This is a genomic window from Bartonella sp. B39, from assembly GCF_053795145.1.
This window is the reverse complement of the sequence record NZ_CP200036.1, coordinates 557,776-581,558: the sequence shown is the minus strand read 5'-3', so window position 1 is coordinate 581,558 and position 23,783 is coordinate 557,776. Positions and strand designations below refer to the sequence as shown.

The following is a 23,783-nucleotide window of genomic DNA, read 5'->3' as shown; positions in this document are numbered from 1 at the left end:
GGGGGGGCAAATATTCCTCTGTTATAATTTACGATAAACATCGCAAATAGTTAAAAAATCAACCGCTTTTAAGCTTGCTCCACCTATCAAAGCTCCATTAACATGATCAATGCTCAAAAGCTCAAATGCATTGGATGGCTTGACTGATCCACCATAAAGTAACCGCATCTTATTTCCTTCGTCACCAAAACGAAAGCGCATCTTATCACGAATAAAATTATGCACTTCTGCAACATCTGCTGAAGTAGCAGTATTGCCTGTGCCTATAGCCCATACAGGTTCATAAGCGATGATGACATTTTCTGCTGTAGTGCCATCTGGCAAAGATCCCTCAAGCTGCCGCTTGAGAACATCCAACACTTTATTATTTTTGCGCTCCTCCAATGTTTCGCCAATACAAACAAGAGCAACAAGACCTGCTCGCCATGCTGCTTGCACTTTAGCACAAATAATCGCGTCACTTTCTTGGTAAACTGTGCGACGTTCTGAATGCCCAATAATGACATGACTTGCCCCTGCTTCTTTAAGCATAAAAGCTGAAATATCTCCGGTATAAGGACCATGATCATCAAAATGACAATTTTGTCCTCCTAAAAGGAGATTTTCACCACCTAACGTATCAAAAGCCCGCGATAAAAGCGTTGCTGGAACACAAATGAGCGCTTCAAATAAACGGCCTAAATCAGAGCTAACACCAGCAGCGATAGCACGCAACTCTCCAAGTGATTCACCGTTTCCATTCATTTTCCAATTTCCAGCAATAAAAGGCCGAATATTTGAAGGCATATTTTCACCTCAGGAGCACTCACAATACATTATTTATCTTTTAGGTATCAAATTATAAAATGAAAGCAAGTCTTTAAGCTTGCATCTTTTATATCTTTATTGCAAATTCCATTATTGCTTCGATAACAACTCATACCAGAAGATGGAATTGAACGATGCTTGACATCATACGAAATGCTACAAATTCTTGGCTTTCCAGAATTTTCCTTGCTATTTTACTCTTGTGCTTCATCCTTTTATGGGGAATACCACAGTTACACATAAAGAGTGAAAGAGATCTTATTACTGCTGGAAAGTCCGCAGTAACTGTTGATGATTATCGTCTTGCACTTGCTGATCAAAGCGCACGTTTAGCACTCGCATCTCAGATTGGACGAATGTTTACACCAAATGAGATGCAGCAGTATAGAATACCCACTGTTGTTTTCAATCAGTTGCAACAAAATATACTGTTTGATGAACAGACGCGTAAAATGAAAATTAGTCTTTCAAAAAACACAATAGCGCGTATTCTTAGTGCTGATAATATGTTTCAAATAAATGGCGTTTTTGATCAGAGTTTGTTTCGTAACTATCTTCAGCATTTACGTATCAGCGAAAATAATTTTCTTGATTATTACACCCGAAAAGAGAAACGCAACCAACTCATTGCAGCTTCAATATCTGGGATGAAGGCACCAGATATGTTTTATAAAGCGCTCGCTCTTTATCGAGGAGAAACCCGTGTCGCTGATTATATTGTTATTGATCTAAAAGACAAGGAAACGAACTTTGACCCCGATCAAGAAACATTGCAAAAGTGGTTTGAAATCTACAAAAATGAATTTCGTACTCCGGAGTACCGCACTGTTTCTTTATTATCTATGACATCGGCTGAGATTATAAAACCCGAAGATATTTCAGCAGATGAGGCTAGAGCTTATTATACACAAAATACCTCGCGTTTTATGACTCCTGAAAAACGCACGATTGAAGAATTGCGATTCCCTACGCGCGAAGCTGCCGATAATGCGGCAAAAAAAATAGCCGATGGATTGAGTTTTGATGCACTGGTTAAAGCTGAAAACAAAACTCTCCGTGAGATAAAAAAAGGTCCTATCACAGAAAATGAGCTTCCTAGTCATCTAGCATCTGAGATCTTCGAACTCGAACAAGGGCAAATTAGTTCTGTAATCAATAGTATACAAGGTCCCGTTATCATTCGCGTAATACATATTGAACCTTCAGCCTTACTTCCCTTTGAAAAAGTGGAAGAAAATATTCGTCAAGAACTTGCTCAGAATCGTGCTGTAGATGCTATACGTAACAATTATACAGCGATCGAAAATGCACGTTTTGAGGGAGCTTCTCTCAAAGAGCTTGCTGACCAATATAAATTACCTCTGCGTACAATTACTATTGATAAAACAGGAAAAACAATTGGGGGTACAATACTCACAGATTTACCCCAGAAAGATATTTTATTGAATGCCATCTATCAATCAAATGAAGGAGTCGATCTTGATCCTCTCTCTCTACCAAAAAGTGGATATCTCTGGTATAAAGTAGATAAAGTTATCCCTGCCCGCGATAGAACACTTGAAGAAGCCAAACAAGATGTACTTTCTCAATGGAAAAGTGAAGAACTTCAACGCCTTCTTGATGAAAAAGCCAAAAATGCTCTAAGACAACTCTCTGAAGGAAAAAGTTTTATTTCTCTTGCTCATGCATTTGGTGTGGAAAAACAAACGACACAACCTCTACGACGCCAAGATTCATCTGAAATTTTTGGATTTGAAGGTGTTAAAGCATTATTTTCTGGCCCAAAAGGTCACTATGGCGTAGTAAGAGGTCCGATCGCAACAAATCGCATCGTTTATCAAATAAAGACGGTAACCATGCCTCAAGACAGCACCCCTCATACCCTTTCACCTGATATCCGTACCAATATAGATATGATAATAAGAGAAGATCTAAAACTAGAAATGCTACAAGTTGCCAATAAAGAACACCCTTTGGAAATTAATAGCACTCTTCATCATCAAATCTTCAACGCTGTCGAGTAAAAATCTTACAAATGATTTTTGGTATTTAAGTAATAAAATCGCAATTAGAACTTCTTCTACAATTCAAAAAATAAAATGAACTTCTTTTCCGTCAGTATAAGGATGAATAATATCCATAAAAATAATGGATGCAATTTGGAGAATAGTTTTTTCAGCGTAATAATAAAAAATGTAATCCGTGCAGACAGGCTCTATAAATGTTCTCATAATAAATGGCTATCATTTATAATCCTCTATACACGCAATATTCCCTCCAACCATAGATTTTTCTGTGGCCGTTGGAGGTAATTTTTCCTTATCCAAAAAAACCATCTTTCATTGAAAAACGATGCACACCGATACAGTTAAGCACTGAATATTAAAACCTCAATCTCATCAGAAACCAACTAATGATTTCATAAATTTTATCTTAGTTTTGTCTTCTCTAAATCATCTACCGATGTACAATCATGAATAACTACTGAAAAAAATGCACGATACATTCAACCTCAAATCTCATGAGTCCAGTTTATAACTGTTCTGAGGTCATCCTCATCAATACATTAGCAGCGCTTTCCCCAACGAGAAAAAAGGATTTTGATTTATAATATCTTAGTTACCTGACACATTTGTTGATTTCTCTGTTCTTGGATAATCTTCTTTAATCCCTACAATATCTTTGGAAAATTACCGCTTATTGCCGCCTTTGCTATCAACCAATAACGATGAATCAATGGTAAAGTCGCGCTTTCTTGAAAAACTACAGCTCCCAACTGTACTGCTTTTTGAAGAGATGCTGGTATAATCGCCAACGGAAGAAATGCTTGTTTAAGCATGCTAGGCAAATCACTAGAATGGTCGTAAAACTTGGTATAATGATCTTGGGATAACGCTACCATAGCTTCAACAATGTGGCGCTTTTGTTTGTCATTAATACGATTAGACTCCAAATCCTCCCTATCCACCCCTACAGCCTTTAGTATATCAGCAGGTAAATAGTATTGGTATCGTGATTGCATGAATGATAAAAGACGTAATACACCACTTAATCCCTGAGCAATTCCTCCGTGTTCATAGATATCTGTAAAATCTTGTGTCGTATCAGGATCCAGTATCTGACAAGAAAGCCGCAAGATCGTACTCGCTGTTTCGCTAAAATAGAATTCGAGATCATGAAGATTTTCTATCGGATTGTGGTAAAGATCTAAAATCTGTGCATCACAGTAACGTAAAAAAGCTGTCTTAGGCAAATTAAAGAGGGTCATTGCTGTAAACAAATCACTTAAAATCGGATTATCTTTACTCTTTTTTATTTCACCATTAGCGATAGAATCATACCACCAACGTAATCGTATTTCGCCAATAAGCGGATCGTGTACAGTTTCACGAATACGAGCAACTTCTACATTAAAAGCGTAAAGAGCAGCCAGTGCTCTACGCTTTTTTTTAGGCGCAAATAAAACCGATATATAGCGATCACGATCTGTGGCACGTAAGACATCAAGATAATAAGGAAGAGAATCAATCATTCTATGACACCTCTTAACTTCCTTTTTTAGCAATTAACATTCTATTTTTATCATATTTTAAAATGATGAATGAGCAAATACAGTTAAGAGAATAAAATTTTTAACTATGCCTCTACATGCATTACAAATTAAGGATTCTTTCTCTAGGTAATTTTTTAGCTACCCTCAATACATGAAGTATTTTTACTTCCAAAAATTTCACTTGTAACTGTAACGTGTCTCCTTAAGAATAAAAATTAACAAATAGATAAACTCCTACGAAAGCTTGTCGCTTACGCTCACATTCATACTAAAATAAAAGAGTAAATAATGATCACTTTGGAATATATATGTTGATTACATCAAATCTCATTCGTCTAACATTTTTATATGTAAATGATGAAGACTATTTGTCTTTATTGTGAAGGAACTGGGTAGAAAAAAGGTAAAATATCTGAAAAATTGATGTGCTTTTTAAGAACTTTGGCATCTGATCTACCGACACTGTTCTCCAAGACACTTCAAACGCAATGTATGCAAAGTAAAAAGCGTGATAAGAATATCAATAAGCAGCGTATATTATCAAATCTAATTGAATAAGGAAAAATTGCTACCAAAATATTCCATAACTTTCCTGATAAAGAACAATTGGACAGGAAGCCATAACAGACACAACAAAAAGTAAAATCTTTTAATGATTATTTTCTATAAGTTATTTTCTCTATTCTTTCATCAATCAAAGCATATTCCTTCCTATAATTCTTCCCCCATGTACTCAACTATGTATCACTGATATCCACCTCTATATCTATTGGTTACAATAAGTAATTTTTTGAATATAACCTTTATTGCATTCCTTCCAATACTGCTGTTTCATCATATTAAACTTGTCTTTATCAAATTAGATTCTATTATGTCGTGATTAATATGAATAATAAAACTATGTTTGTGATAGATCTCTTTGGTAACCTCTGCTATGGAACCAGCTTACATTTGTAGCATGTAGGTGTAACCTAATGGAAACATCTTCAATGTCAAAAGATGTTGTTTATTGTCTTTTTTTAAACAAAAGTCTTTTTGTTTGGAAAAGCGGAATATCTTCCAATGACAAATTCTAATCAGTTATAAAGCTCTTTGCACCTTTTCAATCAAAGCATAGCTCAGTTGTTTAGATCTTTCTAATTCTACAGCTAAAATTACTGCGCATTAAAGATGAATATTTTGAATGTTCTCTTCAAAACCTAAATGATCCCCTACTGAAAAGCTTCGCGATAAGACTGCAGGGTCTTAACATCGACCAATAAAACCAGTGCACCAATATGAAGTAAAGCATAATCTGTATTATCCGCACCATCCGTTGCATCCTTCTCCCAAAGCGCAGCGCCATAATGTGAGTAAATTGCTTTAGTAGGATAAGTTCTCTTTGTATGCCCATTCTAAAGCATCATCAAGCAAACCTCATGCACTTTTAGCGCATAAATTTTTAGACCATTTGCGTCAAAATTAAGCTCTAAATCTGATAAATTTTCAGAGTGTGTAGAGGCACTGAATCTGTAAGCAGCAGCAAGAATGCCGATACTAATCAAAAAGGCGCTATCAAATTGCAGATAATCTTTGGCAATTACATCATTATAAAAAATTTGTACTTCACGATCAGCCGACTGATAGCTTGCCATACAGCCATCTTCATTGATTTTCTCAGCAGCCATCCTAAGCTTTTTAAAAGCCTGTTGCACTTTCCATAGTCAACGGAGAATCATTAATCCATTTCATCGACCTTATCTACCATATCAACAGGTGCTGTTTTGGAGGCAAAAGACGCTGTTTGGGAATTAACGGACAAAATTAGAGTGTTTTTGGGAAAACCCGTTTGATAATGCCTAGCAAGAGTAAGATTTTTGTCAATACCATATTTTGTGATACAATCTGCCAAGCATAAGCAGTTCTCCCTTTTAAAACTCTCCTTATAAGATTTATCTTATCAGACTTAAAACATTCGTTTGTAGTGGAATCAAACCTTATTTTATAATATTTGTCTCAAGCAGAGATAAAAGAACAGCAAAGCAATTCAAAAATTAGCAGCAAATAATATAACAGCATGAGATCCTTTTACATAAGATGCACTGATTATAGAAGTTCCCCTTTTGAAATGATCAAAGAAAACAACAGCATTCAAGAAGCATAATAATTTCTTCATGTTACATTGATATATTGAAATAAAATATCATTGCACCGCAAATAATAGTGCAGCAACTGCCCGATCCTCAGCCAACAAAACATTAAATGTACGCACTGCTGCTCCTGTACTCATTGTATCTGATGAAATACGCTTTTCCCATAAAAGCATCCGTAACTCTTCGGGTAATCGCAACAATTCAACTCCTGTTCCTATGAGTAAAACTTCAATATCAGACGCTTCTTCTAAAACACGAAATATATTCTCTTGAGTAGGAAGAGGACCTATCATATCAATACCATAAATACCTGATGGTACACAAATAATGGAACCTCTGTGTGACATATCAGCAAAACGAAAACCACCATTTCCGTAAGCATCAATAGGTGCACGCCTCGGAAAATGCGCTTCACGAATTTGAATTGCATGAAACATCAATAAGCATCCTCTATTTTAAAAACCCAATTGCCTTTTTTTCTCTCCCTCAAAAATTAGAAAAGGGCTTGAATATTTCATGTTTTAATCATAACCTGTACAGCAATATTGAGGCAATATCTTTTATACAAAATACTGCCTTAGCAATATAAAAATCATATAAAAATTTTGCACTAAGCCGCAGTTAAATGCTATGCTCGCTTAAATAAATCTACCTCGAAAAAAACTTTCTTGGCCTCTTCACTTAGAAATAAGAAATCTCTGCCATACAAAACAATGACATTATCTAAAGGACAAGAAAATTCACTGAGATACTCCAGAGATAAAATATATATTTTAAAAAATAGTCTGCATAAAATAAACAAAACACTAGGTTATTTATCGACTATGAAACTACCTCTACAATGCAATATTTTTTATACAAAAACACCTATTTTTATAAAAATACGTCGCAAAAGAACGTAATAAACTGCAATTATAATTTAAGATTCCTTTCCCCTTGATAAAGTTTTTTTCTCCTTAGATGCACTCACATTTTCTTTTTTCGTAGTTTTAGATTTAGAATTTTGTTGTGCTTTTGTTTTAGCATTAAGTTTTGATTTTTTTTCTGAAATGGGTTCGCCTTTAATGCGAACATCAGATAATGTTGAGCGGATAACGCGAATACGAATATCATTACCAATTTCCACCTCCAGTTCACCACTCTCATCGTAAACTTTTGTCACCTTGCCAATGATACCACCACCCGTTATAACTGTATCACCACGGCGCACAGCATCAAGCATCTCCTGCCGCTTTTTCATTTGCATACGCTGCGGGCGAATCATAAAAAAATACATAATTGCCAAAATCAAAATGAATGGGACAAAGGTAACAAGTGAGGTCCCATTAGAAGCACCGCCTGCGACTTGAGCATAAGCGTCATTAGTAAACATTTTTATCTCCTATAGATTAAAATTCATGTATTTTCCACTCTACTGAAATAAATTTTCGGCTCAGAGAAAAGCCTTCATAGAGAATTTATCATACAAAGTGATAACCACACAACGCAATCACAGCTTTATAGAAAGGAGATAAATCCTTAAGAGACTGAAGGCAATGAGAAAAAACTTTTTAAAAACAGATTTATTTTCCTTTTTATATATCATAAATATGAGCATCGACATTAATTGAAAAAATTAATGATACAAAATAATTTTCTTCTCTTCCAAGGCATCTAACGGACAACTCTTTTCAAATGTATAATTTTTTCCACTGAGACGTTCTTAATTAAAAAAAATTGATTTTTTTGCTTGAAAGCCAAGTGAAAATAGATTTTCAAAATCAAGCCACTATAAATTAGTCTTCTAAATACTTGATCGGATCAACAGGTAACGAGTTCTTACGTACTTCGAAATAAACACGCGGCGTTTTAACATTTCCTGAAACACCGGATTTAGCAATCTCATCACCACGTCGTATCCTTTGACCCTTGCTAACGACAAGCTTACTGTTACATCCATAAATAGTAATAACATTGTCTTCATGCCGAATCATAACAACATTACCGAGTTCTTTTAACCCATCACTCGCATAGATAACGACACCATTTTCCGCTGCTTTTACCGAAGAGCCTTCAGGCACAGCAATGTCTACCCCTCGATTAGTTGCTGTTCCTTTTTTCTGACCAAATTGGCTTAATAAACGCCCTCGTACCGGCCAACGCATCTTAGAAATTCCTGTGGATTGTGGGGTAACAATATCATCTGTATTCGTAATGGCATCTGACAAACCAGTTTGATGGCTTAATTGCTTCATCTGTCTGGAAGAATCATTCTCAATACCTGACTTGTACATTTTTGTTGGAGGGACAGTTGTTACAGGAGCTTTATATGTAGGTGGAATCTTCTTGTGTCTTATGGAAGACGTAACTTGAGACTGGAATGAAGACTCCGTTGCTGATGACTCCCAATTATCATTGTGAACATTTGAAGCTGCTACTGTACGCCCGCTTGGGATCACTAGTACCTGACCAATATAAATGGAATTACTGCCTATACCATTTGCTAATTTTAATGCCTCAACACTGACTCCTATTTGCCGTGCAATACTTAACAGTGTATCCCCACTTTGCACAATATAAGAATTTCGCCGAAAAATAGGAGAATTATCGACTTGTGAACGGGAAAGTGTCCCAAGATTGCGTGGCGGTGTCCCCATAACTCGGCTATTTGGAGAAGACGTACTACCCTGTTGTGAAGAATTATTATACGAAGGATTATTATCGGTCCATGAATCATCACTCGGATCCACAGGTGGCAACTCAGCGCTTTGTATCATGCCATCATACGATAACATTCGCGGATTAGCAGGCATAGTTGTAGATATACTTGAACGAGTAGATACCTCACGATGAGAGAAAACATTAGCGAAGCGCTGTGTACCGGAACTACACCCCGCCAAAATTGTTATCGTCGCTAAAAAAGCCATTTCATGAAAATTACGCCGAAAAATATTACCCAAAACTTTTAAACACATAGTTTTGCTCACCCGTCAATACTCAACTCGCTCTATTAAAGCTTTCTAATATTACCTAAGAGTTAAAATTAGATATTTTATTCATAAATATCCTTATAATAATATCAAAATGAATTTATCGTAAAAAAGATAAAATAATCTGCGCAATACCTTAAATCTAAAAAATTAAAGTATTTCTGCAATGCCTTTAATAAAAGGCTGATAACGTACTTGAAACATTTCTAAACATTCAAATCGGCTGCCAATTCTCGTATAACGCGTCACTGTTTGTACCCCTTCATCAGGCCCTATAGCCTGAATGAGAATTCCATTTTCAGCTAGAAGCTCTAAAAAATCCTTTGGTTCATCAAAACGTGATGGCCAAATAAGAATACGATCAAATGATCCAAAACCTGTAAAAGTACAACTTCCATCAAGTTGCTTTACAACAATATTTTCAAGTCCCAAACCTTGAAATTTTTGTCGTGCCAAATTAACAAGTGTTTTATAACGATCAACTGTTGTCACGCGGTCACTCAGACACGCCATAAGAGCAGTACAAAAACCAGATCCTGTACCAATTTCTAAGACACGGTGCTTTTTTTTCAATGATAATGCAAAAAGAATCAAAAGCTGCTCTTCCAAGCGCTCAATATATTCACCACATTCAATGGGAATAACTTTGTTCTCATAGGCACTACTGAACCAAGGAACAGAAACGAATTGTTGACGCGGAATTCTCTCAAAGGCTGAAAAAAAGCGAACATCATCAATTCCTTTGCTGCGCATTTTAAGCACAAGACTAGCTAATTCCTCACGAAATCGTAAAATATCGTTCTGCCCCATAGTGTCATTTATTCTCCAATGAAGTAGCACCTTTGTCGTACGTACAGCTCATTTTTTAAAAATGGCAAAATCTTGCATTTGCATATCATCATCTTTCAGGTAAAACTATATAGGTTATCCTTTTGCAAAATTAAGCAGTAATACAATGAATGCCCTTCATATAGGGTTGTAAAACATCTGGAACAATAATTGATCCATCAGCTTGCTGATAATTCTCAAGAATAGCAATAAGACAACGCCCAACGGCCGTACCAGAACCATTAAGACTATGAACGAAGTGCAATACTTTATCTCCTTCTTTACGATAACGCGCATTCATGCGTCGCCCTTGAAAATCTCCACAAACTGAACAACTAGAAATTTCACGATAGCACCCTTGGCCGGGAAGCCAAACTTCAATGTCATACGTTTTACGTGCAGAAAATCCCATATCACCAGTAGAAAGAACAACTGTGCGAAAAGGTAAACCAAGCCGTTTCAACACATCTTCTGCACACTCTGTCATCCGTTCTAGCTCGATTAAAGACTGATCTTCAGTCGTAATCGATACCATCTCTACCTTCCAAAACTGGTGCTGACGCAACATACCCCGTGTATCACGACCTGCAGATCCCGCTTCCGAGCGAAAACAGGGAGTCAAAGAAGAAAATCGCAGTGGTAAATCTGATATCTCAAGAATTTCATTGTTTACCAAATTGGTTAATGGAACTTCTGCTGTAGAAATAAGCCATCGACCGTCTGTCGTTCTAAAAAGATCATCAGCAAATTTTGGCAACTGAGCTGCCCCATAAACAATCTCATCACGAACAAGAAGAGGCACCGAAACTTCTGTATAACCATGCTCGTCAACATGCACATCAAGCATAAATTGGCCTAATGCGCGTTCAAGCCGTGCCAATGCTCCTGAAAGTACCGTAAAGCGTGTCCCTGATAAACGACTTGCTCGCTCGAAGTTCATCTGTTTGAGATTTTGTCCAAGATCAAAATGTTCCTTTGGTGTAAAATCAAATGTTGGAGGTGTACCAAAATGTCGAATAACAACATTATCGCTCTCATCTTTACCTTTTGGAACATCATCCAATGGAATATTCGGGAGTGCTGAAAGAGCCTTCTCAAAGCTTTCAGTCAACCGCTTTTCTTCTACTGTAGCAGAAAAAAGGAAAGCTTTAATCTCTTCAACCTCAGCCCTAAGGCGTTCCGCCATTTTCTGATCACATGCAGCTAAAGCCTGTCCTATTTCCTTTGAAACCGCATTACGGCGCTCCTGCACCGATTGCACTTTAGCAACATGCGACCGACGTTTAAGATCGAGTTTTATTAATTCTTCCGCTTGTGGCTTAATTCCTCTCTTTTCCAGTGCTTCATCTAATTTCTCAGGGTGTTCACGAATCCACTTAATATCAAGCATCAAAATTCCTCATTTGCATCGTTTCTATTCGTTTCCTATCACATAAGGTATAAATGTCTCTTAAGAGGATTTTTTCCCCTTTTCTATGTAGTAAGCAATTAAAATTGAGATCTCGTAAAGAGTTATCGTCGGTAAGGCTACTGCAAACATAGTAAAAAAATCCGATGGGGTTACTATTGCCGCAATTATAAAAGATATGAGGATAGCCCACTTTCGTTTAGACACCAAACTATGAGAAGTTAAAAATCCAACTTTCGTTAAAAGACTAGTTACAAGAGGTAATTGAAAAATCAAACCAAAAATCAGGATAAACGATGTCATAAAGCTCAAATAATCGGAAATACGGACTATACACTCTATTCTTAAATGAATACCTGAAAGAATTTGCTGAGAAGGGCTAAACCGAAGCATCACTGGCGCCAACAGAACATAAACAAATGCCCCCCAAACGAAAAATAAAATCGATCCACCAATGAGAAATGGTAAAAAAGCCATACGCTCATTTTTATAAAGTCCTGGTGCGATAAAACTATAAAACTGACAAGCCGTATAGGGAAAAGATAAAATAGCTGCCCCAAAAGCGGCAAGTTTCATCTTTGTTAAAAAAGTTTCCCATACCTGTGTTGATTGCAAACGGATACTCCAAGGATTATCACCTGATATTTTCATCGCCCATTGATAAGGCCGTATTAAAAAATATAAAATATAATCTTTGATAAGAAAACACATAATAAAAGCTATCAAAAATGGGATCAGAGTAGCAATAATTCGCTGACGGAGTTCAATCAAATGTTTCAAAAATGGTGCTATATTGGCATCAATTTCATCTTTCTCAACACTCATAACACACCTTCTTTATTTTTAGAAGTTACAGAAATGCTTTCAGAATTATGAAAATTAACAGATGCTGTTAAATCTTCATTGGCTTTTTTCCGATCACATTCCATAACTGCCTTATCTTTTTCTAATGTATGGTGCGTTGTATTTACATCAAAATTATCGCGGATACTCCCTAGTTCGTCATGAATAGGATTAAAAGTCTCTGTTAACTCTTTTCTTAGATTAAGACCACTGATATCCGATAATGGCTTTTGCAAATCATCAAGCTGGGTTTGTTTCATAGCATCATCAAACTGATGACGAAATTCATTCGCTGCTGAACGCACATAAGCCATCGCTCTTGCTATCGTCTTTAGCATTTTAGGTAAATCTTTCAGCCCAACTACAACGATGAAAACAAGTAATATCACGAGAAACTCTGACCCATCAGTCCCAAACATCGCCTACACTCGACTTTCTCGTTAAAAAAATAATGCACAATTATAATTGTGTCTTTGTTACTTTATACGCCGTTTTCTAGCAACAGGCATCTTACCTTCTTTAGTGGAAGAAGAACCTTTTCTGCGTACAACTACACGTTTCACCGATAATGACTCAGGTTGTTGCGTTCAACATCAATTTTTTTGGAATAATCAGCTACTGTAGGCTCATCCTCAATGCTGTTCTCTTCTTCCTTCATATTCTTTTTGAAAGCTTTAGTCCCTTTAACAACATCGCCCGTTAATTCAGAAAATTTACCATACCCGAAAAGAACAAGGATAATCAGTAAAATTACAATTAAATGCGTTCGTGAAAAATATTACCCATCACTCTCTCTCATTGCTTTTAAATTTGAATTCATTTTTTCATGTTTACTCTCAAGAAATGCGATCAAATATAATTGTATCTTACTTGTATATTTTTTCTCAAGTTAAAGGCAACCACGCGCTTTTTATTGTAAACTAATTTTCTAGCCCCTTTTCCCTTGTTATTTAACGTATTATAATGAACATAAATTAAGTCGAAAATGATAAACCGCTCCAAACAAAATTCAAAATGCTTGAAAACTTTCCTCTTAAAGCCTCCTCATCTGATCTATCGGATTTCAAAACTTGACGGCAAGCATTATACGCACGTTCCAATGTTTTACCTTTTAAAAATGTCGTTATCTGCGCAATCGCAAACATCTCTTTCAAATTACCATTACAGTGAAGGATAGATAATATCACAGCCTGCTACAAAAATTTTACGTGTTAAATCTAAAAAAAATTTTCGAAAACGAAATCTCTGAAAGAGCTTTCATTGATACATCATCTAACAATTAAAAGCCCGTCAAAATCCATCTTCTTACGAATAATATTCTTAATAACTCTCTTAGAAAGTGTTGCAGGAGCCTTATCGTCAATTGCTTCACAGACGATATGCGTAGTCATGGCAGCGAGTAAATCGGCTAAATTTTTAAAAGGTATAAAATCGTAATTTTCCAAAATATTAAGCGGTGTATCCGCACGTGCTAACTCAAAATGTGTATAAGAAAGTGCTCATCCATGTCTGGGAATATGTTTCATCACTGGTAAAGCACCCCCATCCAAAAGTCCTTGAACCGCTCGCACGTCCTAAAGCCGTAACCCTGTTTCTTTGTTCTGAGCATAAATGCGCATTCCGATAATATCATATGCTTCTCTCACAGAAATATCTAAAACAGGAAAACAATTTGCATTGACGCCCAATTTTATTAAATCAAAACTATGAAGTCAAAACATAATCCACGCAGCATAAACTCCCTTATTTTTATCTCTTTTATAAAGTTTTTTACAATATTGCAGCTGCTGAGTAGTAGGATACTAAAGTTAGAAGAAAACGTTGTACCTTTCCCCCTTCTTGATTAATAAAAATAAAAGCCTAAGGCTTATACTTCATAATGAAGATTTTTTCTTCATCTCTTAGAAAAACACCAGAAATACCAATAATCACAGTCTTTATTTCTGACATTATCATAATCCTTTATGCTAAATTTTACTCAACACTCCCTCATTTGATTGAAACAGCTCGTGTGCCTCATATCAATTTTTAAAAGCTATACTTCGATATCATATATAAAAACCTAGTCATTTTACACATAAACATGAAGATTGCCTTTTAACTGAGAAAATTATTCCTTAGATGCTAGAAATATTGGAGCTTTGTCCACATATCATAGGATGTATTTTTACCGCTCATGCTCATAGTTTCATAGCGGTTTTGTTAAAGAAAAATCCTATCATTTTAATGGTGTTTTATAAGACCTATAAAATATATAAATCTTTAGATCACTAACAAATTTATTGATCAATGTAAAAATTGATCTTAAAATTTTTAGTGATTTTTACTGGTGATTCAGTTAATTTGTACTCTCTATGATTTTCTTTTAAGACGGTGATGATGCAGAAACTCTCTTACAAATATAAATGAAAAATGCCTCAATTGAAGTTTTTTCTCTTTGGTCACATTCTGGTAAAAGATTTTGATTTTAGTCATTAATCTAGTTAATAGAAATTACATCTCTTTAAAAATATAGTAAAAAACTACCAATTTATAACATTATTATTCTTCCGAATATATATTTTGGGATCAAGATATTTTTTTGATCTCTACAAGAGGTTTTTTATTGGTATAAAAGTTGTTTTCTATGTTAGTAAAAAAATTAGTGAGCAATCATATATATGGTAGAATTTACTCATGAATTATCGGCATATTTATCATGCTGGCAATTTTGCTGATGTTTTTAAACACATTATTGTCACCCGCATTGTAGAATATCTCAAACGTAAAGAAAAAGCTTTTCGCGTTATAGATACACATGCCGGAATTGGTATTTATGATCTCTCCTCTTTGGAGGCACAAAAAACAGGAGAGGGACGCGAAGGTATTCAACGTTTTTTTTTGGCTCCTATCCCAGAAGATTTAAAACCACTCCTTTGTCCATGGTACAATATTATTAATGCATTCAATGATGGGGGAAAAAAAGTATTCTATCCCGGATCTCCTGTTCTTATTCGCCAATTATTGCGTAAACAAGATCGACTGACCGCAATTGAATTGCACGATAAAGATTATCATATTTTAGCAAAAAAGTTTGCTGGTGATTATCAAACAAAAGTCCTGCATTTGGATGGTTGGCTTTCTTTAAATGCGCATCTGCCACCAAAGGAAAAACGTGGATTTATCCTCGTTGATCCTCCCTTTGAAAAACCTGGTGAATTTTCCCGCCTTATTGAAGGATTGATGAAGGCATATCGCCGTTTCCCTGGAGGAATCTACGCTTTATGGTATCCTGTTAAATATGACAAAGAAATTGAAAATTTTCTTCACGCTCTTTATCAAACAGGAATTCCAAAAATTCTACAACTAGAAATGCGTATTCGAAAAAGCTCAATACCACCTACAATGAATGGAAGCGGTATGATTCTTATCAATCCTCCCTATCTTCTTGAAGAAGAAATGAGAAAACTTAGCCCCTTTCTTCTTGCTTGTTTTGGACAAGATAAACATGCACGCTTGACTCATAAATGGATCCAAAAGGAACATTCATCACGTTAAATTCTTCCAATTTATGTCTACCTTAAATTAGATCTTCTTTATATGTGTCAAGGCATTAAGCGACTCAAAAATACTGTAATGCTAGGCTATCGATTTCTTTGACCTTTTGAGCTATAACCTCCCCCTCATGTACCTCATCTTCAGCAGTGAAAATTTGATTTTTAAAACAAAACCTATTGTAATATAATTTTTCACCATCACAGATTTATTATTATCATTATCAATAAATAAAATTGGTAACTTCGTAAAACTGTTTTTTTAAAACCGTCCTTATGTTTTTTATGAAAGTAGTAACTTCAAAATTGCATGATACTCTCATGTCAGAATACATTATTTATAAAAAAAATAACTATCATTGCATAAATGATAATACTTTAATGAATGAGAAAATTTCATATGAAAAATATAAAATAGTGTCGGATAAAGTGAATGATCCTAAAAAAAAACACAACTTATTCCAAAAATAAACCGGAAAAGCTCTCTTTTCTCTCTCATGTTACATGGGATAATGCCAATCAAGGAAATGATAAGAATCAATTCAAAGGTGCCAAACTCATACAAGAGTTAGTTAAACATCTTCCGCATAAGCCTGGGGTTTACAGGATGGTTGATGAAAATGGTGATGTTCTCTATGTTGGCAAAGCACGTAATCTTAAAAAACGTGTTTCAAACTATACTCATGAACAAAGGCACAACAACCGTATTGCTCGTATGATTCGTGCGACATATCATATGGAATTTGTTATTACTCATACAGAAACAGAAGCACTACTTTTAGAAGCTAACCTCATCAAAAGATTGCATCCACACTTTAATGTATTACTGCGTGATGATAAAAGCTTTCCTTATATCATTATTACTGATGATCATCGAGCACCTGCACTTTATAAACATCGTGGTTCTCGAACAAGAAAAGCTCATTATTTTGGTCCTTTTGCCTCTTCAGGTGCAGTAGCACAAACAATCAACGTTTTACAACGTGCTTTTTTATTACGCACCTGTACCGATTCAGTTTTTGAAAACCGTACGCGTCCCTGTTTGCTTTACCAAATTAAGCGCTGTTCTGCACCTTGTACAGATGAAATTAATGATAGTGATTATAGAGAGCTGGTCAGAGGAGCAAAGGCTTTCCTTTCAGGAAAAAGCCAATCCGTTAAAAATGATATGGTTCAAGCTATGCATCAAGCTGCCGAAAACCTTGATTTTGAACAAGCAGCAACCTACCGTGATCGTTTATCGGCCCTCTCTCACATACAAAGCCATCAAGGCATTAACCCACAAACAGTAGACGAAGCAGACGTATTTGCAATTGCACAACAAGAAGGGGTGACCTGCATTCAAGTGTTCTTTTTTCGCATGGGGCAAAATTGGGGAAATCGAGCCTACTTTCCTAAAGCAGATCCCTCTTTTTCTCGTAATGAAATTTTAGCGAGTTTTCTTTCCCAATTTTATGATGATAAACCACTTCCAAAACTTATCCTTTTATCTGAATCAATTGAAGAAAAATCACTTCTTACAGAAGCGTTTAGTCTAAAAGCAAATCGCAAAATACTTCTCTCTTTACCCAAACAAGGTGAACGAAAAAACCTTGTTCACCATGCTCATATCAATGCTCAGGAAGTACTTGAACGTAAGCTTGCTGAAACAGCCACACATACAAAATTTCTTCAAGAGCTTTCTGAAATATTCCAACTGCCTCATACCCCACGCCGTATAGAAGTCTATGACAATTCTCATACTATGGGGACAAATGCAGTAGGTGCGATGATTGTCGCGGGGCAAATGGGATTTATTAAAAGTGAATATCGCAAATTCAATATTCGCTCGACCGATATTACACCCGGCGATGATTTTGGTATGATGAAAGAAGTCATTAAACGAAGATTTTCACATCTTATCAAAGAGCATGATCTGTCTCAGAGAAACAATAATATAAAAGCTCAAAATGATGACTCCTTTCCTATTTGGCCTGATCTCATATTAATAGATGGTGGTAAAGGACAAATAAATAGTGTGCATACAATATTAGCTGAATTAAAATTGGACAATCTTATCACAGTTGTTGGAATTGCTAAAGGTGCTGATCGTAGAGCGGGGCGTGAACGATTCTTTGTAAAAGGCAAAGCGCCTTTTATACTTCCCCCACGTGATTCTGTCCTGTATTTTTTGCAACGTCTGCGCGATGAAGCGCATCGTTTTGCAATTGGAACACATAGAGCAAAACGAAAAAAAGCAGTATTAAAAAATCCGCTTGATGAAATAGCAAATATTGGTCCAACAAGAAAGCGCGCATTACTTCATCATTTTGGAAGTGCCAAAGCTGTTGCCGGTGCTTCACTCGAAGATTTAAAAAAAGTCACAAGCATTTCTGTTACCATTGCACAAAAAATTCATAACTATTTTAATGAAAAATAAGCTTGTTTCATAATCTTTGCCTTGTTACTTTTATGAAGTAAATTACATTTCACAAAAAATTGAAAATAGCTCTATGAAAAAACATACTTTTTCTTTTCCAAATATTCTGACTTATGCACGGATTATCGCTGTGCCTATGGTTGTTGCATGCTTTTTTTTAGAAGGACGGCTACAATCAAGCGATATCGCACGTTGGATTGCCGTTTCCATTTTTGTTGTTGCATCCATTACTGACTTTCTGGATGGCTACCTTGCCCGTATTTGGGAACAAACCTCCAATATTGGTCGCATGTTAGATCCCATTGCAGATAAACTTCTCGTATCTGCTTGTTTGCTCTTGCTTGCCGCAGACAGTACTATTGCTGGATGGACACTATGGGCTGCCATTATCATTCTTTGCAGAGAAATTCTTGTATCAGGATTACGTGAATATTTGGCTGAATTGAAAGTCAGTGTTCCTGTCTCTCGTCTTGCAAAATGGAAAACTTTTGTACAGATGATAGCCATTATCCTTCTCTTGGCGGGACCAGCTGGCAATAAAATCATCCCTTATACAACGGAATTTGGCATTATCATGTTGTGGATTTCTGCTCTCCTCACATTGTGGACAGGATGGGATTATTTTCGTGCTGGCTTAAAACATGTTATCATATGATAAGATACTAATATCTACAAATCCTTTCAAAAAAATCTGTAACGTTATAAAAAAATCCCGAAACATATAGTTTCAGGATTTTTTGGCTTTTCTACACGATTTTATTAACCAACAATTTCCATCTTGGAAAACCAAAAAGCGATTTCTGTTTTTGCATTTTCAGCACTATCTGAACCATGGACAGAATTTTCACCAATCGACAAAGCGTGAACTTTACGAATTGTTCCCTCCTGTGCTTCTATAGGATTCGTAGCACCCATCACTTCACGGTTTTTAGCTATTGCATTTTCACCTTCTAAAACCTGTACAACTGTTGGTCCAGAAGACATAAATTCAACCAATTCACTGAAAAATGGGCGTTCTTTATGAACAGCATAAAATCTTTCAGCTTCACGTTTGCTCATCCACACACGTTTAGATGCAACAATACGTAACCCCGCATCCTCAAGCATTTTCGTAATTGCTCCTGTTAAATTACGACGCGTTGCATCTGGTTTAATCATTGAAAAAGTATATTCTACAGCCATTTTATCACCTTTATTTCCAACATTATCTGGCTGTTCTATAGCGAGCAAGAAGCCTCTTGCCAAGTAACTATAAAAAAATCCGTATTAATTTTCAAAAATACATCATTAATCATAAAATAAGTTTCAATAAAAATAGAAATATCAATGGTACCTGATATCCTCAGAACAATACCATCACCCCTCTTACAAAAGCTAGATCTATTTGCATAGCCAGAAATACTGCTCCCCTAAAGATTTTTTATCAGAGAAAAACATAGCACGCAACAAAACATCTAGACTCTATAACAAGTGGCATTCTATCAAGGAATGTTACCTATGTAGCTTGCCAGCAGGTTTTGCACTATTTGCCACCTAGTTTTGCACCAATTTATTTTTTTTCATAGGGTTTTTTAAGGGGTTCTAAAAGGGTCTTCAAAGGCCTTTCAAAGGTCATTTAAAGACCCTTTTTATGAGTCTTTTTTTCTTTTCTTCTAAAAATCACAATTTGAAATGATAAGTTCTTGAGCCCAAGTCGGATTATTTGAGAAGCAGCATCTATAAGATGTAGTGACCTCTTTTAGTCAAATTGACTGATAATTTTTCTGTATCATAAGCACATTACTAAAGAGACAAATGTTTAAGCAATTGGGTCAAGTTGACCGAATTGCTCTTCAGTATGCAATTGTGCAATGTTTGCACTATTGCTCTTTTAGGAATTGGATAAACATTACCTCATTGCTGTACTCATGCAATTGGATCAAGTTGTCCCTATTCTTCTCTCCCACCCAAAATGCAAACATTGCATTTTGATTTCAGGAGGCATCACGACAGATCAAAGGTGCAAGGTGCACCTTTGATTTTTCATTTCCCTCACAGGCGATTTCATTGTGATCTGAAGTTGCTCTGCTCATTTCAGCAATTGGTGCAACTTGCATCAATTCCTTACCTCCACACCAAAGTACGAACTTTTGATTTTGGTCTCAATACTCTTCAACGCCGATCAAAGGGTCAAGTTGTCTCTTTGATTTTTTTCCTACCAGCCTCTATTTTCAGCCTTTATTTATTTTATCTCTCCTCCCTCTTGTTTGGTGCTTCCAGTGTAATTTCTGTGGTATATCCGCTTGATTTCTCATAGCGATGGGTGACGGTTGCAACTTTCCATGAACCATTGATTTCACCGCGGAACCCCTGTAGCAAAAGAGGTTGATCGGCCATGATTTCTGGATAACCCTCAAGGGTCAAAGAACCACTTCCCACAGCACGGCAAAGTCGGTCTGATTCTGATGCCGCTACTGCTAACGCCTCTTCCTTGCAGGTATAACAAGTCCGCAGACGACGCACAGGTCCGCTAACCCCTGTCTTATGTTTGACTTGGTATTGCTGCCCTTTTGAGCGATCAAAATAAGAAGCTTCCACCACACCGTATTGCGTGCGTGGCTCTAACGTGAATTCCCAACTGGAACAGTCGTGCTTATAAAGGTCGAGTGCTGGTAAATTGTCTCCGCTTAAAAATAAAAACTTATTGTCCTTGATCAAAAAACGTGCCTGCATGCGGTCAGCAAGGCGGGTTCGCAGATTGATCTGTACGAATCACAAAGGCAAAGCTTGTTTGGTCAACTGGGGACTGATCTTTGCTTGATAGCCATGGCGCTTGGCGAGTGTCTCAACAATCTCACCAATGGTTCTGTGATCAAAATGTTCACTAGCTTGTTCTTTGAGTTCCTTACGCATCGAGGCGCTTTTGCCACAAAGGCGTAAAATCTCTCCTTCACTGCCGCCTGAACTTACAACCGATTCAACAACAAAACGCCCCATAAACGCACTGATGATGTTCTCATAGCCAAAGATCACCTGTAGAGTGCTGTTGCTGGCCGGAACACTTAAATCATGACCGCTATCGTCAAATTCTGCTTCAAATGTATCGGCTTCATTACCGGCATTATCAGTGATGGTTGCCGTTAAAAGACGCTGGTAAAAAACTTCATGAACAGGTCTGTCTCCCACCTTAACCACAATAAAAGGGTATGTACGCATTAATCCCATAGCCGCTTCACCATGCTTTGGGGATTAGACAACACAAATTCAGGAAGTATCACACGCAATCCACGTGGCAAAAGCACACCATATTTGGCAATCTCTGGATTGGCCTCCAATGTGGCTTCTAAATAACCTTTTAAAGCTCCCACGCGAGAGCGATCCCCTAACACAGCCATGGCATGGTGAAAGCAGATGAGGTCTAAGCTCATATCCTCTAGCTCTACAACAATGTGCTTTTCTGCTATCTTCATTGGCATTGTCCCATCTGATATTGCCCCATCTGATACTGTCCTTGAGGTTTTCCCCCATCAAAAAAGGGCAAGAGACTAATGGAATAGCGGAGACGCTGAGATTGGCCAGAGCGGCTGATATAATCATGGTCTTTACTAATACTGGTGAGCACCACGCAGCCATGCATAATGGCGCTATAGGTGGTATCATTGATCCAACGGATCATCGCAACGGGTTTGGCTGCTCGAATCGTTTGGGTAATGGCATCTATCGCTTCACGGTCGCCAAACTCTTCTGGAAACAAAACCCCATGGATGGTTTTGGGATCATTACCATAGCCGGTAAATTGCAAACCAGGTGCCTTGCCAAAACGCTCCATAGAGATCCAGGAGGCAGAAAACTCTTCTTCAAAGGATTGGAAATTCAACCAGTCCACATAAAATTGATGTGGTCCTAACATCATCAAAGGATCTCTCATAGGCTCCCTCCCCTCATTCTGTTCCCCCATGCAGGGCATTGGCACGTGCACGTTGAATGGCGTGACTTACCGCACGACCAGTGGCAATAGGATCACGGGCACCATTGACATGTACCGTGACATTTTGATTATGGGTGATGGTGGAGCGGTCTTTGTCCCTTATCCCTGTGTCAGGAGCCTGTTTGTGATGGCTTCCCGCAAATTGCACAATCGGTTGAATGGCTGTTTTGCCCCCAAGCCAACTTGGCAAATGGAAAAGGTCCGATAAATCAATCGACCCAATCCATGTCTTGATGCGGCGGGGCAAGGATGTAAAAAAATCGCTCAACCCCGTGATGGAGGCCATAAAACCATCGACAATCCAATTGGCCAAGTCCTCCCCCGCCTGTTCCATACCGGCTTTGGCATCCTCAGAGAGCTTTTCTTGAGCAAAAAAACTAACCAACCATTGCCAAAAGTTGGAAAGGCTTTGTTTAAACCCATCCCACACATTGCCAAACCACCTGCCAACAGCGTTAAGTCCTTGTTTGAATTTTTGCCAAGCTTGAGAGAAATCAAAAGCAGCGGCAATAATATTTTTCCACTTGGTGATGGTTGCGGTATCAGCACCAAAAAAGCGCATGACGGCTTCAAAGGCACGACTAAGAGCGCGTGTTATTCCCCGTGCAAAGCCTTTGACAAAGGAAGAGAAACGATCCCAATATTTCCACAAAGCAAAGCAAGCGGTAAGGATCACAGCCACAACAGCAGCAATCAGAGCCCCTATCGGGGTAAAAACAGCACCAACTACAGAGGCAATGCCAGCCCCAACCACTTCTATCGCTGTCCCTATCGAACCAAAAGAGGCGGCGAATGCAGAACCAGAGACCATAAGCCCCCGAAACGTAGCCACCAGTAAAGTTATCGGCCGTAAAAGACGCAGTGATCTCCCACCAAGCCCTGCCGCCATTATTCCCAGTGAGCGACCTGAAGCCGCTAACCCTCGCCAATTTGCCTTAAGACCACGACTGAGTGCTCCAAGCTTGATAAAAGAGCTGATCAACTGCAGAAACCCAAGACGTGTACCAGCCATGGTAAAACGCAACACACGCAGAGCAATATTAAAAGCCATCAGGGCGGCAATGGTTTTGATGATAGCGCTTGTTAAAGTGGGATGGGCATTCGCCCATGTCATCAACCCATTGGTAAAATTGCCAACACTTTCCATCAAACTGTTGACAGGGGGCAATAAAACTTCACCAATGGTAATCCCCAAAGCCACGATACGGTTTTGCAAAAGTTCAAATTGCCTCATCGCACCGGTTGCTTGTTTGTCCGCCTCTTGCTCCACCGAGCCTTTAAAAACTTTTTGATCTCTCACAAACTCTAGAGATTGCCCTTAAAA

Annotated in this window: 22 protein-coding genes and 3 pseudogenes; 4 read left to right on the top strand and 21 right to left on the bottom strand. The window is 37.4% G+C overall.

Features of this window, described 5'->3' with window-relative positions; genetic code table 11:
• Positions 1–21: 21 nt before the first annotated feature.
• Complete coding sequence (gene tpiA, locus V4P57_RS02605; protein ID WP_455466635.1) at positions 22–786, bottom strand: triose-phosphate isomerase; 765 nt, start codon at positions 784–786, stop codon at positions 22–24.
• Between the two features lie 155 nt (positions 787–941).
• Here tpiA and V4P57_RS02600 point away from each other — a divergent pair, with 155 nt between their 5' ends.
• A complete protein-coding gene (locus V4P57_RS02600) occupies positions 942–2,831 on the top strand; it encodes a peptidyl-prolyl cis-trans isomerase (RefSeq protein ID WP_455466634.1) in 1,890 nt (629 codons plus the stop codon).
• A 647-nt stretch (positions 2,832–3,478) separates the two neighbouring features.
• Here the strand turns inward: V4P57_RS02600 and V4P57_RS02595 are convergent.
• The 13 genes and pseudogenes from V4P57_RS02595 to V4P57_RS02535 form a co-directional block, all read right to left on the bottom strand.
• Positions 3,479–4,339 carry a phytoene/squalene synthase family protein gene (locus V4P57_RS02595; RefSeq protein WP_455466633.1) on the bottom strand — a complete coding sequence of 287 codons (861 nt, stop codon included), beginning with the start codon at positions 4,337–4,339 and terminating at the stop codon, positions 3,479–3,481.
• Between the two features lie 1,415 nt (positions 4,340–5,754).
• Entirely contained in the window at positions 5,755–6,027 is a 273-nt protein-coding gene (locus tag V4P57_RS02590) for a hypothetical protein (RefSeq protein ID WP_455466632.1), read from the bottom strand.
• A gap of 50 nt (positions 6,028–6,077) precedes the next feature.
• Positions 6,078–6,251 carry a hypothetical protein gene (locus V4P57_RS02585; protein WP_455466631.1) on the bottom strand — a complete coding sequence of 58 codons (174 nt, stop codon included), beginning with the start codon at positions 6,249–6,251 and terminating at the stop codon, positions 6,078–6,080.
• A gap of 291 nt (positions 6,252–6,542) precedes the next feature.
• Positions 6,543–6,929 (bottom strand): Mth938-like domain-containing protein, encoded by a 387-nt coding sequence (locus V4P57_RS02580; protein WP_455466630.1) that lies wholly within the window; start codon positions 6,927–6,929, stop codon positions 6,543–6,545.
• Positions 6,930–7,411: 482 nt separating this feature from the next.
• Positions 7,412–7,864 carry a preprotein translocase subunit YajC gene (gene yajC, locus V4P57_RS02575; RefSeq protein WP_455466629.1) on the bottom strand — a complete coding sequence of 151 codons (453 nt, stop codon included), beginning with the start codon at positions 7,862–7,864 and terminating at the stop codon, positions 7,412–7,414.
• Between the two features lie 403 nt (positions 7,865–8,267).
• On the bottom strand, positions 8,268–9,446 hold the full coding sequence (locus V4P57_RS02570; RefSeq protein ID WP_455466628.1) for a peptidoglycan DD-metalloendopeptidase family protein: 1,179 nt from the start codon (positions 9,444–9,446) through the stop codon (positions 8,268–8,270).
• A gap of 165 nt (positions 9,447–9,611) precedes the next feature.
• Complete coding sequence (locus V4P57_RS02565) at positions 9,612–10,271, bottom strand: protein-L-isoaspartate(D-aspartate) O-methyltransferase (protein ID WP_455466627.1); 660 nt, start codon at positions 10,269–10,271, stop codon at positions 9,612–9,614.
• Positions 10,272–10,401: 130 nt separating this feature from the next.
• Positions 10,402–11,679, bottom strand: a complete 1,278-nt coding sequence (gene serS, locus V4P57_RS02560; RefSeq protein WP_455466626.1) for a serine--tRNA ligase — start codon at positions 11,677–11,679, stop codon at positions 10,402–10,404.
• Positions 11,680–11,739: 60 nt separating this feature from the next.
• Entirely contained in the window at positions 11,740–12,522 is a 783-nt protein-coding gene (tatC, locus tag V4P57_RS02555) for a twin-arginine translocase subunit TatC (protein WP_455466625.1), read from the bottom strand.
• The gene (tatB, locus tag V4P57_RS02550; protein ID WP_455466624.1) at positions 12,519–12,959 is read right to left on the bottom strand and encodes a Sec-independent protein translocase protein TatB; all 441 of its coding nucleotides are present in this window, start codon (positions 12,957–12,959) and stop codon (positions 12,519–12,521) included. The genes tatC and tatB overlap by 4 nt, the downstream gene beginning before the upstream one ends.
• A 57-nt stretch (positions 12,960–13,016) precedes the next feature.
• A pseudogene (locus V4P57_RS02545) lies at positions 13,017–13,297 on the bottom strand (twin-arginine translocase TatA/TatE family subunit).
• Between the two features lie 217 nt (positions 13,298–13,514).
• Positions 13,515–13,685 (bottom strand): hypothetical protein, encoded by a 171-nt coding sequence (locus V4P57_RS02540; protein ID WP_455466623.1) that lies wholly within the window; start codon positions 13,683–13,685, stop codon positions 13,515–13,517.
• Positions 13,686–13,808: 123 nt separating this feature from the next.
• Positions 13,809–13,985, bottom strand: a complete 177-nt coding sequence (locus tag V4P57_RS02535; RefSeq protein ID WP_455466622.1) for a glycoside hydrolase family 3 N-terminal domain-containing protein — start codon at positions 13,983–13,985, stop codon at positions 13,809–13,811.
• A 1,231-nt stretch (positions 13,986–15,216) separates the two neighbouring features.
• On the opposite strand from V4P57_RS02535, the gene V4P57_RS02530 reads away from it, so the two are divergent.
• The 3 genes from V4P57_RS02530 to pgsA all read left to right on the top strand — a co-directional run bounded on the left by V4P57_RS02530 (position 15,217) and on the right by pgsA (position 19,147).
• On the top strand, positions 15,217–16,077 hold the full coding sequence (locus tag V4P57_RS02530; RefSeq protein WP_455466621.1) for a 23S rRNA (adenine(2030)-N(6))-methyltransferase RlmJ: 861 nt from the start codon (positions 15,217–15,219) through the stop codon (positions 16,075–16,077).
• Between the two features lie 429 nt (positions 16,078–16,506).
• Entirely contained in the window at positions 16,507–18,492 is a 1,986-nt protein-coding gene (gene uvrC, locus V4P57_RS02525) for an excinuclease ABC subunit UvrC (RefSeq protein ID WP_455466620.1), read from the top strand.
• A 73-nt stretch (positions 18,493–18,565) separates the two neighbouring features.
• Complete coding sequence (gene pgsA, locus V4P57_RS02520) at positions 18,566–19,147, top strand: CDP-diacylglycerol--glycerol-3-phosphate 3-phosphatidyltransferase (RefSeq protein ID WP_455466619.1); 582 nt, start codon at positions 18,566–18,568, stop codon at positions 19,145–19,147.
• A 104-nt stretch (positions 19,148–19,251) separates the two neighbouring features.
• Here pgsA and ndk read toward each other — a convergent pair whose 3' ends face one another.
• From ndk to V4P57_RS02485, 7 genes and pseudogenes are all read right to left on the bottom strand, one after another.
• Positions 19,252–19,674 carry a nucleoside-diphosphate kinase gene (gene ndk / locus V4P57_RS02515; RefSeq protein WP_455466952.1) on the bottom strand — a complete coding sequence of 141 codons (423 nt, stop codon included), beginning with the start codon at positions 19,672–19,674 and terminating at the stop codon, positions 19,252–19,254.
• Positions 19,675–20,144: 470 nt separating this feature from the next.
• Positions 20,145–20,257 (bottom strand): annotated as a pseudogene (locus tag V4P57_RS02510) (DNA adenine methylase); the annotation flags it as partial.
• Positions 20,258–20,465: 208 nt separating this feature from the next.
• A complete protein-coding gene (locus tag V4P57_RS02505) occupies positions 20,466–20,588 on the bottom strand; it encodes a hypothetical protein (protein WP_455466618.1) in 123 nt (40 codons plus the stop codon).
• A gap of 130 nt (positions 20,589–20,718) precedes the next feature.
• Positions 20,719–21,687: pseudogene (locus V4P57_RS02500) on the bottom strand (phage late control D family protein).
• Positions 21,687–21,941 (bottom strand): tail protein X, encoded by a 255-nt coding sequence (locus tag V4P57_RS02495; protein ID WP_455465472.1) that lies wholly within the window; start codon positions 21,939–21,941, stop codon positions 21,687–21,689. Before V4P57_RS02495 ends, V4P57_RS02500 begins: the two are co-directional and overlap by 1 nt.
• Positions 21,938–22,399, bottom strand: a complete 462-nt coding sequence (locus V4P57_RS02490) for a phage tail protein (RefSeq protein WP_455465473.1) — start codon at positions 22,397–22,399, stop codon at positions 21,938–21,940. Before V4P57_RS02490 ends, V4P57_RS02495 begins: the two co-directional genes overlap by 4 nt.
• 13 nt (positions 22,400–22,412) lie before the next feature.
• On the bottom strand, positions 22,413–23,759 hold the full coding sequence (locus tag V4P57_RS02485) for a phage tail tape measure protein (protein WP_455466617.1): 1,347 nt from the start codon (positions 23,757–23,759) through the stop codon (positions 22,413–22,415).
• Positions 23,760–23,783 lie beyond the last annotated feature (24 nt).

Bases quoted from the DNA above. Each gene is read 5' to 3' on its own strand.
- tpiA (WP_455466635.1), bottom strand. From the start codon at position 786: ATGCCTTCAAATATTCGGCCTTTTATTGCTGGAAATTGGAAAATGAAT.
- V4P57_RS02600 (WP_455466634.1), top strand. From the start codon at position 942: ATGCTTGACATCATACGAAATGCTACAAATTCTTGGCTTTCCAGAATT.
- V4P57_RS02595 (WP_455466633.1), bottom strand. From the start codon at position 4,339: ATGATTGATTCTCTTCCTTATTATCTTGATGTCTTACGTGCCACAGAT.
- V4P57_RS02590 (WP_455466632.1), bottom strand. From the start codon at position 6,027: ATGGCTGCTGAGAAAATCAATGAAGATGGCTGTATGGCAAGCTATCAG.
- V4P57_RS02580 (WP_455466630.1), bottom strand. From the start codon at position 6,929: ATGTTTCATGCAATTCAAATTCGTGAAGCGCATTTTCCGAGGCGTGCA.
- yajC (WP_455466629.1), bottom strand. From the start codon at position 7,864: ATGTTTACTAATGACGCTTATGCTCAAGTCGCAGGCGGTGCTTCTAAT.
- V4P57_RS02570 (WP_455466628.1), bottom strand. From the start codon at position 9,446: ATGTGTTTAAAAGTTTTGGGTAATATTTTTCGGCGTAATTTTCATGAA.
- V4P57_RS02565 (WP_455466627.1), bottom strand. From the start codon at position 10,271: ATGGGGCAGAACGATATTTTACGATTTCGTGAGGAATTAGCTAGTCTT.
- serS (WP_455466626.1), bottom strand. From the start codon at position 11,679: ATGCTTGATATTAAGTGGATTCGTGAACACCCTGAGAAATTAGATGAA.
- tatC (WP_455466625.1), bottom strand. From the start codon at position 12,522: ATGAGTGTTGAGAAAGATGAAATTGATGCCAATATAGCACCATTTTTG.
- tatB (WP_455466624.1), bottom strand. From the start codon at position 12,959: ATGTTTGGGACTGATGGGTCAGAGTTTCTCGTGATATTACTTGTTTTC.
- V4P57_RS02540 (WP_455466623.1), bottom strand. From the start codon at position 13,685: ATGTTTGCGATTGCGCAGATAACGACATTTTTAAAAGGTAAAACATTG.
- V4P57_RS02530 (WP_455466621.1), top strand. From the start codon at position 15,217: ATGAATTATCGGCATATTTATCATGCTGGCAATTTTGCTGATGTTTTT.
- uvrC (WP_455466620.1), top strand. From the start codon at position 16,507: ATGATCCTAAAAAAAAACACAACTTATTCCAAAAATAAACCGGAAAAG.
- pgsA (WP_455466619.1), top strand. From the start codon at position 18,566: ATGAAAAAACATACTTTTTCTTTTCCAAATATTCTGACTTATGCACGG.
- ndk (WP_455466952.1), bottom strand. From the start codon at position 19,674: ATGGCTGTAGAATATACTTTTTCAATGATTAAACCAGATGCAACGCGT.
- V4P57_RS02505 (WP_455466618.1), bottom strand. From the start codon at position 20,588: ATGCAAGTTGCACCAATTGCTGAAATGAGCAGAGCAACTTCAGATCAC.
- V4P57_RS02495 (WP_455465472.1), bottom strand. From the start codon at position 21,941: ATGAAGATAGCAGAAAAGCACATTGTTGTAGAGCTAGAGGATATGAGC.
- V4P57_RS02490 (WP_455465473.1), bottom strand. From the start codon at position 22,399: ATGAGAGATCCTTTGATGATGTTAGGACCACATCAATTTTATGTGGAC.